Below are 15297 nucleotides of genomic sequence, written 5' to 3' on the forward strand. Positions count from 1 at the left end.
GTCGACGCATGAAGTTTCAGCCGGTTTGTCAAATAAAGGAGGAACGATACATGAACCGAGCCAAAAAGTTCTCTGTATTCACCTATGCTGCTTCGATAGCCGTGCTTGCGGCGGGCTGCAGCTCATCCGGCCAGCCGGCTTCCGGGACGGCTCCGGGCTCCGGAGACGCCAAAGCCCCTGCGGACGGCAAATCCGCCGAACCGACGACGCTGACGCTGCTGATCGGCTCGACCGGCACGCCGTACCCCGCTACGCAAGCGGTCGCCGCCGAAGCCGAGAAGAAGCTGAATATCAAAATCAAATTTGATATTAAGCCGGACGGCACCGAAGGGGACAACCTGGTCAAGACGCGCCTGGCTACCGGCGAGATGGCGGATATTTTGTACTACAATTCCGGCTCGCTGCTGAAGGCGCTGAATCCGGAGGAAAACTTCGTCGACCTGTCCAAGGAGCCGTATATGGCGAAGCTGCTGGATTCCTATAAGGAAACCGTCACCTCAAACGGCAAAGTATTCGGCGTTCCGGGCGGTTCCTCCAATGTCGGCGGCATTTTGTACAACAAGAAGGTGTACGCGGAGCTGGGGCTGACCATTCCGAAAACATGGGCGGAATTTATCGCCAACAGCGACAAAATCAAAGCCGCAGGCAAGACCGCGGTGATCGGCTCCTACAAGACGACATGGACCTCGCAGCTGTTCGTGCTGGCCAATCAATTCAACGTACAGACGCAGGTTCCGACGTTCACGCAGGATTATACGGCCAACAAAGCCAAATATGCAACGACGCCGGCGGCGCTTCGCGGCTTTGAAATGACCGGCGAAGTATTCAAGAAGGGCTATTATAATAAAGATTTCCTCGCCACCACGTACGATACGGGCCTGAAAATGCTTGCCGAAGGGACGGGCGTCCAATATCCGATGCTGACCAGCGCGATCGACGCTCTGGCCCAGAACTATCCGGAACAGCAAAAAGATATCGGCGTCTTCCCGATTCCGAGCGACGATCCGAACATCAACGGTTTCACGGTTTGGATGCCGAACTCCTACTATATCAATAAAAAAGGCAAGAACGTCGAGGCCGCCAAAAAGTTCGTCGAGTTCCTCATCTCGGAGGAAGGCCAGAAGGCGTATATGTCCAAGAGCAAGGCGAACGGCCCTTATGTCGTCAAAGGAATCAACGTGCCCGACGACGCTTACGAGGCCGTGAAGGATATGCAGCCATACTTTGACAGCGGCAAGACGATGCCGGCGCTGGAGTTCATTTCCCCGGTGAAAGGGCCGAATCTGGAAAGCATCCTGATCGAAGTCGGCACAGGGCAAAAATCGCCTGCGGACGGAGCCGCCGACTACGATAAGGATGTGAAGAAGCAGGCGCAGCAGCTCAACCTGCCGGGCTGGTAACAGGGACCGGGCTTAGGCTTTTAACCGTCCGGCGTTTGCGCCCAGCTTCCATGCGATACGATATCCGGCCCTGCAATCGTATTTGCAGGGCCGGTTTCATCCGTACCGCTGATACACCCGTACAGGAGGGAAATGAATGACGACGACGCAAAAGAAAATGTACTCGTATTTGTTCCTGCTGCCCGCAGGCATTATTTACTTCATCTTTTATTTGCTGCCGACGGTCATGTCGCTGTTCTTCAGCTTGACGCGATGGACGCTGACGAGCTGGCAGTATATCGGCTTGGATAACTACGTGATGTTTTTCGAGGAATCCTCGCTCAAAATCGGCTTTAAAAACACGATCATCTTCGCGGTCGTCACCTGCGGCCTGAAGGTCGTTCTCGCGCTGCTGCTCGCTACGCTGCTGACCTCGCGCATCTGGTTCAAGGATTATTTTCGCTCGATGGTGTTTTTTCCAACCTTGCTGAGTACGATCGCCGTCGGGATCGCCTTCAGCACGATGATGCATCCGACGCAAGGGGTCATTAACACCGCGCTGGCCGCGATCGGCATTGAAGGTCCCGACTGGCTGGGCGATACGAAGATCGCGCTGCTGTCCGTCGCATTGGTCGACGTATGGAAGGGCGTCGGGATCGCAACGGTCATTTATATTGCCGGGATTTTGTCGATTCCGCAGCATTACTATGAAGCTCTGAAAATGGACGGGGGAAGCGCGTTCCGCGGCTTCTGGCACATCACCCTGCCCTTGAGCCGGCCGGCGATGAACTCGGTTATTATATTGGCGTTTATCGGCGGGCTGCGGACCTTCGACCTGATCTGGGCTATGACCAAAGGGGGGCCGGGCTTCTCCACCGACCTTATCGCTTCCATTATTTACAAGCAGTATCAAGCCGGATTTTACGGGCTGGCTACGGCGGGCAACGTTATCCTGTTTATCGCCATCTCGGTGCTGGCGTTTCCGCTGTATATGTTCCTGAACAGAAGAGAGGTGGATCTGTGAGCCGCACAGTACAAAAGTGGAGCGTCAGCATCGTGCTGCTGATCCTCTCGACCCTCATATTCTGGGTGCCCTTCTACTTCGTCATTATCAACTCGTTCAAGTCCCCCACCAAAGCGGCGGATATGAACATGAACTGGCCGGATACGTTTCATATCGTCGAAAATTATAAGGCGGTACTGGCCGCCGCAGACCATATGCTGGTGCGCGCGTTTTTTAACAGCTCGGTGCTGACCGTGCTGTCGATCGTGGGCATGGTCGTCTTCAGCTCCCTGGCCGGTTTTGTGCTGCAGCGCAGGGAGAAGGGGCGGGGAGCGGCGCTCTTGAATTTCCTCGTGCTGGCCGGATTAATGATTCCGCCTGCCGTCGTGCCGACCATCTGGGTGCTGAATACGGTCGGACTGTTCAAGACGCTGCCGGGGCTGACGCTGGTCGAAATCGCGCTTCATTTTCCTTTTTGCGCGATTTTGTACAAAGCGTTCACGGCGACGATTCCCCGGGATATCGACGAGAGCGCGTTCATCGACGGCTGCGGCGGGCTGAGGCTGTTTACGCATATTATTTTTCCGCTGCTGAAGCCGGTGTCTTCGACCATCATCATTATTCAATCCGTCAGCGTGTTTAACGATTTCGTCAATCCGCTGTATTTTTTGCCCGGCTCGGAGAACGCCACCGTGCAGCTGACGCTTTACAACTTTATGAGCATGTATTTGACATCCTGGAATCTGCTGTTTGCCGATGTCGTGCTGATTTCCCTGCCTCCTCTTATCCTATTTCTTTTCTTTAACAAAAAAATTGTCGCCGGTATGACCGCCGGATCGGTCAAAGGCTGACCGTACCGGTCAAGGCTGCACTGAAGTAAAAATAGGCATCAAATCAAAGTTAGGCTGCAATCCAAGTTAGGCCGCATCGGCCATGCGATTGGCGGAATGCACAATGAACCGGTCCGGAGGGCGAAGTACAATGAGGCTAGAAGTCGGGGCTATCGCAAGATCGACCGATTAAGCGAAGCTTTCGCATCGAAAACGCTAATGAGGAGGCAAGTACATGGAAAGCTCCAGCGGTAGTGTACTTTGGTTTACAGGCCTCTCGGGCTCGGGAAAAACGACCACCGCCGTGCAGGTGTACCGGCGGCTGCAGGAGGCGGGCCGACCGGCGGAGCTGCTGGACGGGGACGCCGTCCGCACGACGCTCGGCAAAGGGCTCGGCTTCAGCCGCGAAGACCGGCTTGAAAATATACGCCGCATCGCGTTCGTGGCGACCCTGCTGTCCAAGCACGGAATTACCGTGCTGGTGTCCGCAATCACGCCTTACCGCGAAATGCGGGATTATTTGCGGGAGCATGTGAGCGGATATACGGAAATCTACGTCAACTGTTCGCTAGAGCAGTGCGAAGCCAGGGATGTGAAGGGATTGTACGCCAAGGCAAGAAGACAGGAGATTCAGCTGTTTACCGGCATTTCGGACGTCTATGAGGAGCCCGAGCAGGCGGATATCGTGATCGATACGCAGCATCGCCCGGTTGAAGCCAATGCGCAGCAGATTTTGGAGTGGCTCTGCAGCAACCGTTACAAGGAAATCGCCGATTGGGCCGTTCAACCGTGCGTTGCAGCCGGTCAAGAGCTGTTGAACGCGGATAACGCAAGCGGCCGGGAGGCGCGCCCGCGATGAAAATCATTATGATTTCGCTCGATACGCTGCGCGCCGATCGGCTGGGCTGCTACGGGTACCGCAAGCCGACAAGCCCGTATATCGATCAAATTGCTTCGGAAGGCGTGCTGATGGAGCGGGCTTATGCGGCCGACATTCCGACCGAGGTCGCGCATACGGCGATTTTTACCGGCAAAATCGGTCTGACCACCGGCCTCGTTTCGCATGGCTCGGACCTGTCGTATTTGCCCAAGTCGGTCGAGTGGCTGCCGTCCAAGCTGAAGGCGGCGGGCTTCGCCACTTGCGCCGTAGACAACTTGTACAATCTCAAGGAATGGTTTGCGCGCGGATATAAGTATTATTTGAACAGCTCGGGACCCAAGCGCTGGATTGACGGGAGAGCCGTCAACGATTTGGCGCTGCCGTGGATTCGGGAGCATAAGGAGGAGGATTTTTTCTTATTCCTGCATTATTGGGATGCGCATACGCCGTACTTGCCGCCCGAATCCTATGTGCCGGCGTTTTATGACCCGAACAAGGACCCGTACCGGGAAGGCGGCTCCGGCATGGAGCGGGCCTACGGGCATCCGGCCTATCCGTTCTTCAAGCAGCATCATTACAAGCTGCTCGGGCCGGTGACCGACGCGGAGTATATGAACGCGCTGTACGACGCGGAGATCCGCTATCTTGACGATCTGCTCAGGGAGCTGGACGAGACGCTGATCCGGCTTGGCATCAAGGAGGAGACGCTGCTCGTGCTCTTCGGCGATCACGGCGAGAGCTTGACCGAGCACGATATTTATTGGGATCACTGCGGCCTCTACGAGCCGACGGTCCATATCCCGCTCATCCTGCGGTGGCCCGGGCAAATTCCCGGCGGCGGACGCGTGCGGGGCTTCGTCCAGCATGCGGACCTGCTGCCGACGCTGCTGGAGGCCGTCGTCCGTAATCCGTCGCCGGGCTTGAACTTGCCGGCGCTGCACATGCCGGAAGGCATCGACGGCCGCAGTCTGTGGCCCTCGATGCTGGGCGAGGCGGACGGCACGCTCGACGAGGTGTACTTGAGCGAGTGCGCCTGGCAGGCGGCAAGGGCTGTCCGCACGGATCGCTACAAACTGATCCGTTATTACGACCCGGGCCCGTTCCGGCGTCCGGTCACGGAGCTGTACGACCTGCTGGCGGACCCGCAGGAGCTTGTGAATGTGGCCGGCCGGGAAACGGCCGTCGCCGAAGAGCTCGAAGCGAAGCTGACGCGCTTCGTCGCCCGCAAGCTGGGCGGGCGGCCGGACCCGATGCTGCGGCAGCTTCGGGAGTCGCAGCTGCCGTTCCGGCGCAGGATCGAAGCGATCCTGGAGGGCGTAGGCCTCTCCTGGGAAGCGTGGATGCAGAACCCGCTGCGGGAGCGCTATGACGCGCTGGACGAGAAGCGGCGGGCCGGGCGCGGCACTTAGAACTCCGTTCGGCTTAAGCCAGGACGATTGTCGCAATCGGCCCTGAGGATGTCGCAATAGGCAATGCCGCTGCTTGCGGGGAAGATTATGATAGAGGCAGGAACTACCGGCGCAAGGGACGCAGATGCAGATTCAGATCAAGGGCAGGCACGGGGCTTTAAGCTTTCGCGATTCGAGCATTGTACACTTTGAACCAAGAAAGGTGGTGCAGTCCCCGCTTGAACGCCGATGCATCGGCTTAAACGGGCGACGGGACGGAAACGAATGGCATTGAAAATCGGCATTGTCGGAATGAACGGAATCGGGAATCGGCATGCGGACTGCTACGCGGGCGAACCGCTGGCGCAATTGGTTGCCGTATGCGACGTAGTTAAGGAACGGGCCGATAAAGCGGCCGAGAAGCACGGGGTCCGGGCCTATTACAGCTTGGAGGAGATGCTGCGGCAGGAGCCGGAGCTCGAAATCGTCGATATTACGACGGGCGGCATCGAGAACGGAAGCTGGCATTTCGAGCCCGCGATGCAGGCGATTGCGGCCGGCAAGCATGTGCTGATCGAGAAGCCGCTGGCCAATAACATTGAGGAGGGCAGAGAGCTGGTCCGCTTCGCGGCCGAGAAGAAGGTGTATCTGGGCTGCAACCTGAACCATTATTTCTCCGCCCCGGCTCAGCGGGCCAGACAATATATGGATGAAGGAGATATCGGCGAAACGGTGTACTGCCTGGCCAAAATGGGCTTCAACGGCGGCGAGGAGCTGTATGCGGCGCCGAAATCGCCGAAGGATAAAGGGCAGCCTTACTTCCATATGAAAGCGTTCTTAACCCATCCTTTTAGCGTCATGCGCTATTATTGCGGCGATATTACCCATATCCAGACGTTTGCGAACCAAGCGGGCTTCCGCAAAAGCGCCGGCGATATCACGGTTTCGATCAACAGCATCCACGTGAAGTTCGCCAGCGGCGCCGCAGGCTATCTGCTCAGCCAACGGGGCGACGCCACGTACGGCCTGGGCGGCTGGTGGACGATGGAGGTCGGCGGCACGAAAGGGACCTTCTGCATCGAGAACTGCGTGGAGAAGGTATCGTACTGGCGGGCGCAAAAGGGCGTTCCGTCGATCGGCTCGCATCCGCAGCCGGAGGTGACCTCGTCGGGAGTTACGGAATTCAACTCCACCTTTAACAACAGGCTGCGCGCCTTCCTGGAAGACGTCTCCAATGGCGTGCCCCGGGAGCATATCCGCGCTTCCGGACGCGATGCGCTGGCTGTGCTGGAATATACGTATGCGGTGATCGAGTCGTATGAGCAGGGCGGCGCCGTCGTCAGACCTCATCCGCTTCCGGCTTTCCACGGCGACCCGCTGTGGATGAAATAAGCTTGCCGGACATACGGAAGGGATCATTGGGGAATCCCTGTCTTTAATACTATGGCAGAACGCACTGCCGCTATAAGGAGCGTGTCAAAGGAATATGATTAAATTAGGTGTCAATTCGGTGCTGTTTAAAGAATACAGCTTCGCGGAAGCGGCGCGGCATATCGCGCTCAGCGGGTACGACGGCGTGGAAATTTCGGCGATTCAGGGGATGTGCGAGCATTTGGACCTGTCCCGTTGGAAGGAGCAGGCGGCACAGCTGCGGTCGATCGTTCAAGGCGAAGGATTAAGCTTTCTGTCGATGGAATTCGGGAGCGTCAAGGACGAAGAGCGCCTGTTCACCGCATTGGAAGCGGCGGCGGAAATCGGCATTCCGATCGTCAATATCGGCCCGGGCGGCAAGACGGGCGTCGAGGAGGATGTGCAGTGGTCGATCGAGCAGCTGCAGCGCTTCTCGGAGCGGGCAGCCGCCTGCGGGGTTACGCTGTGCGTAAAGGCGCATATCGGCCAGGCGATTCACGACACGCCGACGACGCTGCGGGCGATGGCCGAAGTGGCTTCCCCGGCGTTCGGCATCGATATGGACCCGAGCCATATTTTCAGAGCCAATGAAAATCCGGAGGATGCGCTGCCAGCCGTGATCAGCCGGGTCAAGCACGTTCATATCCGCGACTGCAAAGGACGCGAGCAAGGACCGGGACCGATCGAGCTGCAGGCCTGCGGCCGCGGCGATATCGATCTGTTCGCCTACTGCAAGGCCATGACCGATCATAAGTACGACGGTCCGGTCGTGCTTGAGGTCATCGGCGCGAAGCCGGAGCATTCCCTCGCGCAAATTTCCATTATCGCCGCAGAAACCTACGGCTACTTGAACGCTTGCCTGAAGCAGCTGGGCGCCCGCTGAACGGGCGTTCTTCACGGATATTATAAGGAGAGTGAAGAAGCAATGCCGACTTCCCCGAAAAAACCGAATTTGATCGTTCTGGGCATCGACAGTCTGCGCAGAGACCGCATGAGCGGCTACGGCTACGGCAGGCTGACCACCCCTCATCTCGATAAGCTGGCAAGCGAGGGCGTGCTGTTCGAGCAGCATTTCAGCCCGAGCATCCCGACTACGCCGGCCTACGCGGCCATGCTGACCGGCAAAGACTGCTTCGGCACCGACGTCGTCGCGCTGCGGCATAAAGGCCCGGTAGGGGCCCCGACGTTGGCAGAAGTGCTGGAGGAACAAGGCTATAATACGACCTGCGTCGGGTTTACCGGCAATCCTTCCGGGCGCGGATTTCAGAAGTATCTCGATTACGAAGCCTGGATGCCGGACAAAAGCGGCCGATGCCCGAAGGCGGAAAATTTGAACGAGGTGGCCGTGCCCGAGCTGCAACGGCTGGCGCAGGACGATAAGCCGTTCTTCCTCTTCTTAAGACATATGGACCCGCATTCGCCATACCTGCCTCCGCAGCCGTACGAGCGCATATTTTACGGCGGGGACGAGAAAGACCCGGCGAACGATTCGATGGAGCCTGTGTACGGGTTCAAGCCGTTTGCGGATTTCCTGAAATCGTGGATTCCCGAAGGCGTGACCGACCAGGAATACGTCAGCGCCCAGTACGACGGCGCCGTCGCTTATATGGACGCTTGCATTCAGAACTTGTTCCAAGCCGTCGAAGCGTTGGGCTTAACGGAAGAAACGCTGATCGTCGTCACCTCCGACCACGGGGAAACCTTGTATGAGCATGACTGCTACTTCGATCATCACGGGCTGTACGATTGCACGCTGGTCGTGCCGCTCATTATCAAGTTTCCGGGCCGAATTCCCGCCGGCAAGCGGGTACAAGACGTCACGGTCATCCATGACATCATGCCGACCATTATGGAGCTGCTCGGCATCGACGCGCCTTTGGAGCCGGACGGCCGGAGCCTGGTGCCGTTCATTCAAGGGCGGCCGGAGCGCAAAATCAGCGAGCTGTATTTGACGGAGTGCACGTGGATGCGCAAGCACGGCTGGCGCACGCCGCACTGGAAGCTGATCCGGGCGCTGGAGCCGGATTTTCATTTCAAGCCCGAGGTGGAGCTGTACAATCTGATCGAAGATCCGCTGGAGAATCATAACGTCGCCGAGCAGGAGCCGGCTGTCGTCGAGCTGCTGACGGCCCGCATGGAAGCGCATATCCGCCTCCGGGAAGCGGAGACGGGCCGGACGAACCCGATGTATACGAATCTTGGCTGGCACGGCAAAGGGGACGCGCCGTTCGCCTCCTCCCAGCAAGCCTACGATACGCTGCATATCGGCAGCTCGCTTACCGCCCGTTCGCTGCAGGCGAACAAAGCGAAATAGCATGTTCCGCACCGCAGAAGCATCGCGGTGCGTTCTTCTTTCCTACCACAACGGGTGAATGCCGCAGCGCAGCGCATCCCCTAATGATCCATGCGCGACGAAGTCTGCGATGCGTCATTCGCCTCAAACCAAGGAGGCCGCCGTTTTATGATACGAATAGCCGTAGTCGGCGTAAACAATATCGGCAAAATCCACTGCCGCTACTATAAGCAGCATCCGGACACCGAATTGGTGGCGGTATGCGATCTGATGGAGGACCGGGCCCGCGAAGCGGCGTATACGTACGGGGTAAAGGCGTATACCGATCTGAGGCGTCTGCTGGAACTCGAGCAGATTGACGCGGTCTGCGTAGCGACCGGCGGCGAGGAGAAGGCGAGCCATCACTACGAGCCGGTCATGCTCGCTATCGAAGCGGGCAAGGACGTGCTCGTCGAGAAGCCGATCTCTAATAATATCGAGGAAGCGAGAGTCATGGTGAAAGCCGCGTCCGAGCGGGGCGTCCGCTTCGGCTGCAATTTGAATCACCGGTTCACGCCGGCGGCGGCCAAGGGCAAGGAATGGATCGAGCGCAATATGCTCGGCGCTCCGCTGTTTATCAATATGCGGCTGACGATCGACAACAAGGCGGATTTCACCGAATGGTTTCATATGCGCGCGCTGCATCCGCATTCGATCGATGTGATGCGTTATTTTTTCGGCGATGTGAAGCGGGTGCAGTCCTTTATGACCAAGGCACCGGGCAGGACAACGTGGTCGACGGCCAGCGTCAACCTGGAATTCGTGAGCGGTGCGGTCGGGCATTTGACCGGAAGCTACGATATGTCGATGCTGCATCCGATCGAATGGTGCGAGGCGGCGGGGACGGAAGGGCGCTTCGTGATCGAGAACGTGTACGAAAGCGCGACTTACTATCCGCGCCGCAGCAGCGACAAGATCGTGATGAGCAATTCCATCATGCGGGGGATGCAGGGCTTTAACGACACGTTCGGCAACCGGATCGACCGCTTTATCGAGCAGATCAAGCAGCAGGCGGCCCCCGGGGAGATTGAAGGCTCGGGGGCGGAAGCGCTGGCCGCGCAGGAAATCATCGAGGCGGCCATTCGTTCGCATCAAGCCGGAGGGCAGGTTGTCGAGGTACCCGGCACAGAGTAAGGAGTTAAGGAGGGGGACGCTTTGTTGAAAGCCGCTCCGTCGAAATCGTATCCTTCCGCAAACGTGAGCCCCGGTGCTGCCTTGAGAAGGCGAAGCTGGAAGCATCTCAAGGCGTATTTGTTTCTGGCGCCGATTCTCGTATCGGTCGGGCTGTTCAAATACACGCCGTTCGTGCATGCGTTTGTGCAGTCGTTCTATGAATGGAACGGGGCGAATGTAGACCGGTTTATCGGTCTGGACAATTATACCGCGTTATTTCGGGATCGAACCTTTTATGCTTCATTGAAAAATATCGCCTTGTTCACCGGAAGCTTCGTCCTCATTCAGCTGACGCTTCCGCTGCTGGCCGCCGTCGGCGTATTCCGGCTTCGGCGGGCGGGATTGCAGTCGTTTTTTAAATCGATGTTCGTCCTGCCCATGGTCGTGCCGCATATTATCGTCTTCCTGCTGTGGAAATGGATTTATGTCGGGGACGGCTTATTGGACCGTCTTCTCGAAGCGCTCGGTCTGGAGAGCTGGATTCACGCCTGGCTCGGCGAGAGCGGCACGGCCCTGTGGTCGATCGTGTTCATCAACTTCCCCTGGGTTTCCGGCATCTATTTCCTGATTTATTTGGCCGGATTGCTGGCGGTGCCGCAGGAGTTGTTCGAGGTCGGGGGGATGGACGGCATGAACGGGCTGCAGCGGCTTCGGCATATCGAGCTGCCGCTCATTCGCAGCCAGCTTCGCCTAGTGCTCGTGCTCGCGTTCATTCAGCAGTTTCAAAGCTTTGAGAACGTGCTGGTGCTGACGAACGGCGGGCCTGGCTTCTCAACGCTTACGCCCGCGCTGTATTTGTACAAAAAAGGCTTCGAATACAACGAGCTGGGCTACGCCTCGGCGATCGGGGTTGTCGTGTTCGTCGTGCTCCTATTGTGCACGCTCGCGGCGAACCGCTTCATTAAGCCGGCGGACTGGGCGGAATAGAAGGGAGAACATGATGAAAAAGATAGGCGCCTGGGCGAATTACGCCGTTTTGACGCTGCTGCTGCTTTTGACGCTTGTCCCCTTTTATATGCTGATCATCACTTCCTTAAAATACCGGGATCAGGTCATTCACGAGTTCTGGCTTCCGTCGCTGCCGCTACATGGGAGCAATTACGCCAACGCGTTTGTCCAGCTGTGGCCCTTTTTATGCAATTCGGTCATCGTTACCGCCGGCATTATTATCTGCGTATTGATCAATGCGAGTCTGGCGGGGTATGCGTTCGCCCGGTTTTCCTTTTGGGGCAAGAGCCTGCTGTATTATCTGATCATTATGCTGATGATGGTGCCGTCGTTTCTGATCCTCATTCCGCAGTTTATTTTGTTCAAAAACTTGGGGCTGATCAATACGTATTGGGCGCAAATTTTCGGCCCGATGGCCGGCGCATCCGCGATGGCGACGATGCTGATCCGGACGTTTTTCGAGGGGCTGTCCACCGGCGTATTGGAGGCGGCGGAGGCGGAGGGAGCGGGGGACGGCCGAATTTATTTGCAGATCGCGCTGCCGCTGTCAATGCCGATCCTGTCCACGGTAGCCGTTATCAATGCGCTGCTCGGCTGGAACAATTACGTGTGGCCGCTCGTCGTCACGTCGGGCGACAAGGTGAAGCCGGTTATTCTTGCGCTCTCCAGCGTCCACGGCTCGCTCGATCAGGTTCAAGGTCTGCAATTCGCAGGCTATGTGATCTCGTCCGTTCCGCTGCTGCTGCTGTTTCTGCTGGCTACCCGGTCGTTCGTCTCGGGGATTACGGCCGGAGCGGTCAAAGGGTAAGTCCCTATGGGCCTGTCCGATGACTCCTATATGAGAAATGATGAGGTGAAGCAAATGAACATTCGCAGCCACTGGATGCGGCCGCTGCTCGGCGCCGTTTCCGCACTCCTGCTGCTCGGCGGCTGCTCCGCCGAATCCGGGGGAGTCTCCTCCGGCGGCGACGGCAAGTCCGTCGAGTTAAACGTCATGGTCATGCTCGAGAGCGACGGAGACGAAGCGGAGCGCCAGTCGTGGGACAGCATCGCCAAGACGTACATGGAGTCGCATCCCGGCGTGAAGGTCAACCTGCAGATGCAGCATTTTGCGGGCGTCGAGCAGCATCGCACATGGGTGACCACGCAGCTGATCGGCAAGACGGCTCCGGATATTTTTACGACCCGTTATATTTGGGATCAGGAGGATTTGAAGAAGGGGCTGCTGGTGGATTTGACGCCGTACTATAAGCAATCAACGGCTTATTCCGGAGGCCAGCCCTGGGAAAAGCTGTTCTCCCCGACCATTCTGCAGCAGCTGATCGGCGACGACAAGACGTATGCGAGCGTCCCGAACTACGTCAATTCGGTGCGGGTTCTGTACAATAAGGATTTGTTCGCTCAGGCGGGCATCAAGGAAGCGCCGAAAACCTGGAGCGAGTTTCTCGATGCGCAGGAAAAGCTGCTCAAGCTGAACGTCGTTCCGTTTGCTTTCCCCAACTCGAAGCCCGGCGACTATAACTATAACTGGACGATTCGGATTTTGACGGAGGAGCTGCTGACCGGCGTCTACGAGAAGCTGGATATCGACAAAAGCGGCTTCATCGAAGTGAACGAATACGTGAGGGGCGTCGATCAGGGCATCATCGATATTGAAAAATCGCCGTACAAGGACGTCTTCGCCATCGTCAAGGATTGGAGCAAGTATTGGCCGAAGGGGTATAACGGCCTCGATTTTGAAACGGCGGGCGATTTGTTCCTGCGCGGCAAGGCGGCGATGGTGATGCGGACTTCGGCGCAGAGCAAGGCTCTGTACGAAACCTCGGCGCGCAAGTTCGAGATGGCGGCTTTCCCGCTGCCGTACTTGACCAAGGAGAACCACCCGGACGCGGCCGGGAAGCTGATGGAAATCGGCGGCGTGCCTGCGGGCAATATGGCGATTCCGAAGACGATCGCGCCGGAGAAGATGGATGCCGCGGTCGATTTCCTCGCCTATACGACGTCTCCGCAGGTGCAGGGGCTGCTCGCCGAGAGCCTGTACCGCACGCCGGTTGTCGAGAATGCGGCGCTGCCGGATAAGCTGAAGGGCTTTCAGTTTGTCGGCGACCGGATGCAGCTGAATATTTATGCGGGCGAGGTCGACAAAAATGTGACGGAGAACAATCAGAAGCTGGGACAGCTGTATCTTGAAGGCACAAGCACGCAGGAGAGTTATTTGGCCGAGCTGAAAAAAATTATGGTGGACGGGGTTAAGAAAAAAATGAGCGAGAATCAGTGGTCCAAGGAAAACAATTACGGGATCAAGCAGCCATGACCCAGCCCAACCTTCTTATCATTATGCTGGATCAGCTTCGCTATGATTGCATCGGTTACAGCGGCGCCTACCCGGTACGGACGCCGAATATCGACCGCTTGGCCGCCGAGGGCTTATGGTTTGAGAATGCGTTTACGCCTATCCCGACCTGCTGCCCGGCCAGGCAGGCGTTCATTAGCGGGCGGCGGCCGGAAACGTTCGGGGCGCTGTGGAATTTCAAGAATGGCCTGCCGGTTGCGGCGCTGGACCCGTCCGAATATGCCTGGCCGCGCGAGCTGGGCAAGCACGCGTATCACCGCGTGCACCTCGGCAAATGGGATGTGCATCCGAAGCGCACGCCTCTGGAGTACGGGTACGACGAATACGTCGGATTTGCGCCGTATCAAGAAATGATCGCGCGCAAATACCAAGGCGTGAAATGGGAGGCGGGCTATGCCGGGGAGAACAGCCCGATTCCGCTGGAGGATACGCAAACCCACTGGCTGGCGGAACGCGCCTGCGAAACGGTCAGCCGGCTGACGGCGAAAGAACGGCAGCTTCCCTGGTATATCCAGCTGAATTTTACCGAGCCGCATCTCCCGTGCCGGCCTTCGGAGCCGTTCGCTTCGATGTACGATCCGGCGCAGATTCCGCCGTGGGGCGGCTTCGGCGATACGTTCGCCGGCAAGCCTTATATCCAGAAGCAGCAGCTGCTCAGCTGGCAGGTTCAAGATTATACTTGGGACGACTGGGCTCCGATTGCGGCCCGCTATTACGCCGTTATCAGCCAAACCGACGACGCGGTCGGCAGGGTGCTGCAAGCGCTGGAAGCTTCGGGCGCGGCGGACGACACGATGATTGTTTTTACCGCGGATCACGGGGATATGTGCGGCTCGCACGGGATGATGGATAAGCATTACATCCTGTATGACGATGTCGTCAAGGTGCCGCTGATCGTGAAATACCCGCCGCTCACCGGGCAAGGCGGGGAGAAGCGCGGCGGGTTCGTCTGCAATATGCTGGACCTTCCTCCGACCGTACTGGAGCTGCTCAAGCTGCCGGTGCCCGGCTTTTTTCCGGGGCGCTCCCTGCTCCCTTGGCTGAAGGGAGAGGAGGTGCCCGACTGGCGTTCGGAGGCGGTGACCACGTATAACGGTCAGCAGTTCGGCCTCTATACGCAGCGGATGCTCCGTACGAAGCGGTGGAAGTATATTTGGAATACGACGGATGTGGATGAACTATACGATTTGGAGCTGGACCCGTATGAATTGACGAACCGGATTCACGATCCGGGCTGCCGGGAGCTCGTTAAGACGTACCGGCTCCGCCTGTACGAGCGTTTGACGGAGGAAGGCGACGGCCTGGTCGGCAGCGAATGGATGCGTAACCAGCTGGTGCACAATGCTATCTCCGACGGGCGGCAGGACTAGCCGGATTCCGGAACCCCATACCCATTCCTCCCTATGCTCAAGAGGATGGGGATGGGGCTACACTGGATATTACAGAACCTGGGGCGCAGCCTCAGGTTTTTTGCTGTTTAGCGTGCCCAGAGGCACGCATCTTCTAGCCGGTGAAAATCCGGTCGCGGGAGGGGCCAAGCCCCCGCGTAGCTAGGATGCCTGCGTACGGCGAAATCTGTGCGTAGAAGCGCGTCGACGAAA

The 15297-nt window shown here is 57.9% G+C and carries 13 protein-coding genes; all 13 read left to right on the forward strand.

The features are described from left to right. The first annotated feature begins 50 nt into the window (after nucleotides 1–50). The 13 genes from N0M98_RS21905 (at nucleotide 51) to N0M98_RS21965 (ending at nucleotide 15066) form a co-directional block, all read left to right on the forward strand. A complete protein-coding gene (locus N0M98_RS21905; RefSeq protein ID WP_259619138.1) occupies nucleotides 51–1400 on the forward strand; it encodes an ABC transporter substrate-binding protein in 1350 nt (449 codons plus the stop codon). Between the two features lie 136 nt (nucleotides 1401–1536). Continuing rightward, a complete protein-coding gene (locus N0M98_RS21910; protein WP_259619139.1) occupies nucleotides 1537–2403 on the forward strand; it encodes a carbohydrate ABC transporter permease in 867 nt (288 codons plus the stop codon). Beyond that, nucleotides 2400–3233 (forward strand): carbohydrate ABC transporter permease, encoded by an 834-nt coding sequence (locus N0M98_RS21915; RefSeq protein WP_259619140.1) that lies wholly within the window; start codon nucleotides 2400–2402, stop codon nucleotides 3231–3233. Before N0M98_RS21910 ends, N0M98_RS21915 begins: the two co-directional genes overlap by 4 nt. Nucleotides 3234–3447: 214 nt before the next feature. Then, on the forward strand, nucleotides 3448–4071 hold the full coding sequence (gene cysC, locus N0M98_RS21920) for an adenylyl-sulfate kinase (RefSeq protein WP_259619141.1): 624 nt from the start codon (nucleotides 3448–3450) through the stop codon (nucleotides 4069–4071). Then, nucleotides 4068–5501: a sulfatase family protein gene (locus N0M98_RS21925; RefSeq protein ID WP_259619142.1), complete on the forward strand. Its 1434-nt coding sequence runs from the start codon at nucleotides 4068–4070 to the stop codon at nucleotides 5499–5501. The genes cysC and N0M98_RS21925 overlap by 4 nt, the downstream gene beginning before the upstream one ends. 264 nt (nucleotides 5502–5765) lie before the next feature. Further along, on the forward strand, nucleotides 5766–6872 hold the full coding sequence (locus tag N0M98_RS21930; protein WP_259619143.1) for a Gfo/Idh/MocA family protein: 1107 nt from the start codon (nucleotides 5766–5768) through the stop codon (nucleotides 6870–6872). A 94-nt stretch (nucleotides 6873–6966) separates the two neighbouring features. Beyond that, the gene (locus N0M98_RS21935) at nucleotides 6967–7773 is read left to right on the forward strand and encodes a sugar phosphate isomerase/epimerase family protein (protein ID WP_259619144.1); all 807 of its coding nucleotides are present in this window, start codon (nucleotides 6967–6969) and stop codon (nucleotides 7771–7773) included. 42 nt (nucleotides 7774–7815) lie between these two features. Continuing rightward, nucleotides 7816–9204: a sulfatase family protein gene (locus N0M98_RS21940; protein WP_259619145.1), complete on the forward strand. Its 1389-nt coding sequence runs from the start codon at nucleotides 7816–7818 to the stop codon at nucleotides 9202–9204. Between the two features lie 147 nt (nucleotides 9205–9351). Further along, on the forward strand, nucleotides 9352–10356 hold the full coding sequence (locus N0M98_RS21945) for a Gfo/Idh/MocA family protein (RefSeq protein WP_259619146.1): 1005 nt from the start codon (nucleotides 9352–9354) through the stop codon (nucleotides 10354–10356). 21 nt (nucleotides 10357–10377) lie between these two features. After that, nucleotides 10378–11322: a carbohydrate ABC transporter permease gene (locus N0M98_RS21950; RefSeq protein WP_259619147.1), complete on the forward strand. Its 945-nt coding sequence runs from the start codon at nucleotides 10378–10380 to the stop codon at nucleotides 11320–11322. A gap of 10 nt (nucleotides 11323–11332) precedes the next feature. Continuing rightward, on the forward strand, nucleotides 11333–12151 hold the full coding sequence (locus N0M98_RS21955) for a carbohydrate ABC transporter permease (protein ID WP_259619148.1): 819 nt from the start codon (nucleotides 11333–11335) through the stop codon (nucleotides 12149–12151). Between the two features lie 54 nt (nucleotides 12152–12205). Continuing rightward, nucleotides 12206–13657 (forward strand): ABC transporter substrate-binding protein, encoded by a 1452-nt coding sequence (locus N0M98_RS21960; RefSeq protein WP_259619149.1) that lies wholly within the window; start codon nucleotides 12206–12208, stop codon nucleotides 13655–13657. Then, on the forward strand, nucleotides 13654–15066 hold the full coding sequence (locus N0M98_RS21965; protein ID WP_259619150.1) for a sulfatase family protein: 1413 nt from the start codon (nucleotides 13654–13656) through the stop codon (nucleotides 15064–15066). Before N0M98_RS21960 ends, N0M98_RS21965 begins: the two co-directional genes overlap by 4 nt. The last annotated feature ends 231 nt before the right edge of the window (nucleotides 15067–15297 follow it).

It is taken from the genome of Paenibacillus doosanensis (genome assembly GCF_025060755.1).
GTDB lineage: Bacteria > Bacillota > Bacilli > Paenibacillales > NBRC-103111 > Paenibacillus_S > Paenibacillus_S doosanensis.

What these genes read in the sequence shown, in the direction of transcription:
- N0M98_RS21910 (WP_259619139.1), top strand. Translation starts at nt 1,537, where the DNA reads ATGACGACGACGCAAAAGAAAATGTACTCGTATTTGTTCCTGCTGCCC.
- N0M98_RS21945 (WP_259619146.1), top strand. Translation starts at nt 9,352, where the DNA reads ATGATACGAATAGCCGTAGTCGGCGTAAACAATATCGGCAAAATCCAC.
- N0M98_RS21960 (WP_259619149.1), top strand. Translation starts at nt 12,206, where the DNA reads ATGAACATTCGCAGCCACTGGATGCGGCCGCTGCTCGGCGCCGTTTCC.
- N0M98_RS21935 (WP_259619144.1), top strand. Translation starts at nt 6,967, where the DNA reads ATGATTAAATTAGGTGTCAATTCGGTGCTGTTTAAAGAATACAGCTTC.
- N0M98_RS21905 (WP_259619138.1), top strand. Translation starts at nt 51, where the DNA reads ATGAACCGAGCCAAAAAGTTCTCTGTATTCACCTATGCTGCTTCGATA.
- N0M98_RS21940 (WP_259619145.1), top strand. Translation starts at nt 7,816, where the DNA reads ATGCCGACTTCCCCGAAAAAACCGAATTTGATCGTTCTGGGCATCGAC.
- N0M98_RS21930 (WP_259619143.1), top strand. Translation starts at nt 5,766, where the DNA reads ATGGCATTGAAAATCGGCATTGTCGGAATGAACGGAATCGGGAATCGG.
- N0M98_RS21955 (WP_259619148.1), top strand. Translation starts at nt 11,333, where the DNA reads ATGATGAAAAAGATAGGCGCCTGGGCGAATTACGCCGTTTTGACGCTG.
- N0M98_RS21965 (WP_259619150.1), top strand. Translation starts at nt 13,654, where the DNA reads ATGACCCAGCCCAACCTTCTTATCATTATGCTGGATCAGCTTCGCTAT.
- N0M98_RS21925 (WP_259619142.1), top strand. Translation starts at nt 4,068, where the DNA reads ATGAAAATCATTATGATTTCGCTCGATACGCTGCGCGCCGATCGGCTG.
- cysC (WP_259619141.1), top strand. Translation starts at nt 3,448, where the DNA reads ATGGAAAGCTCCAGCGGTAGTGTACTTTGGTTTACAGGCCTCTCGGGC.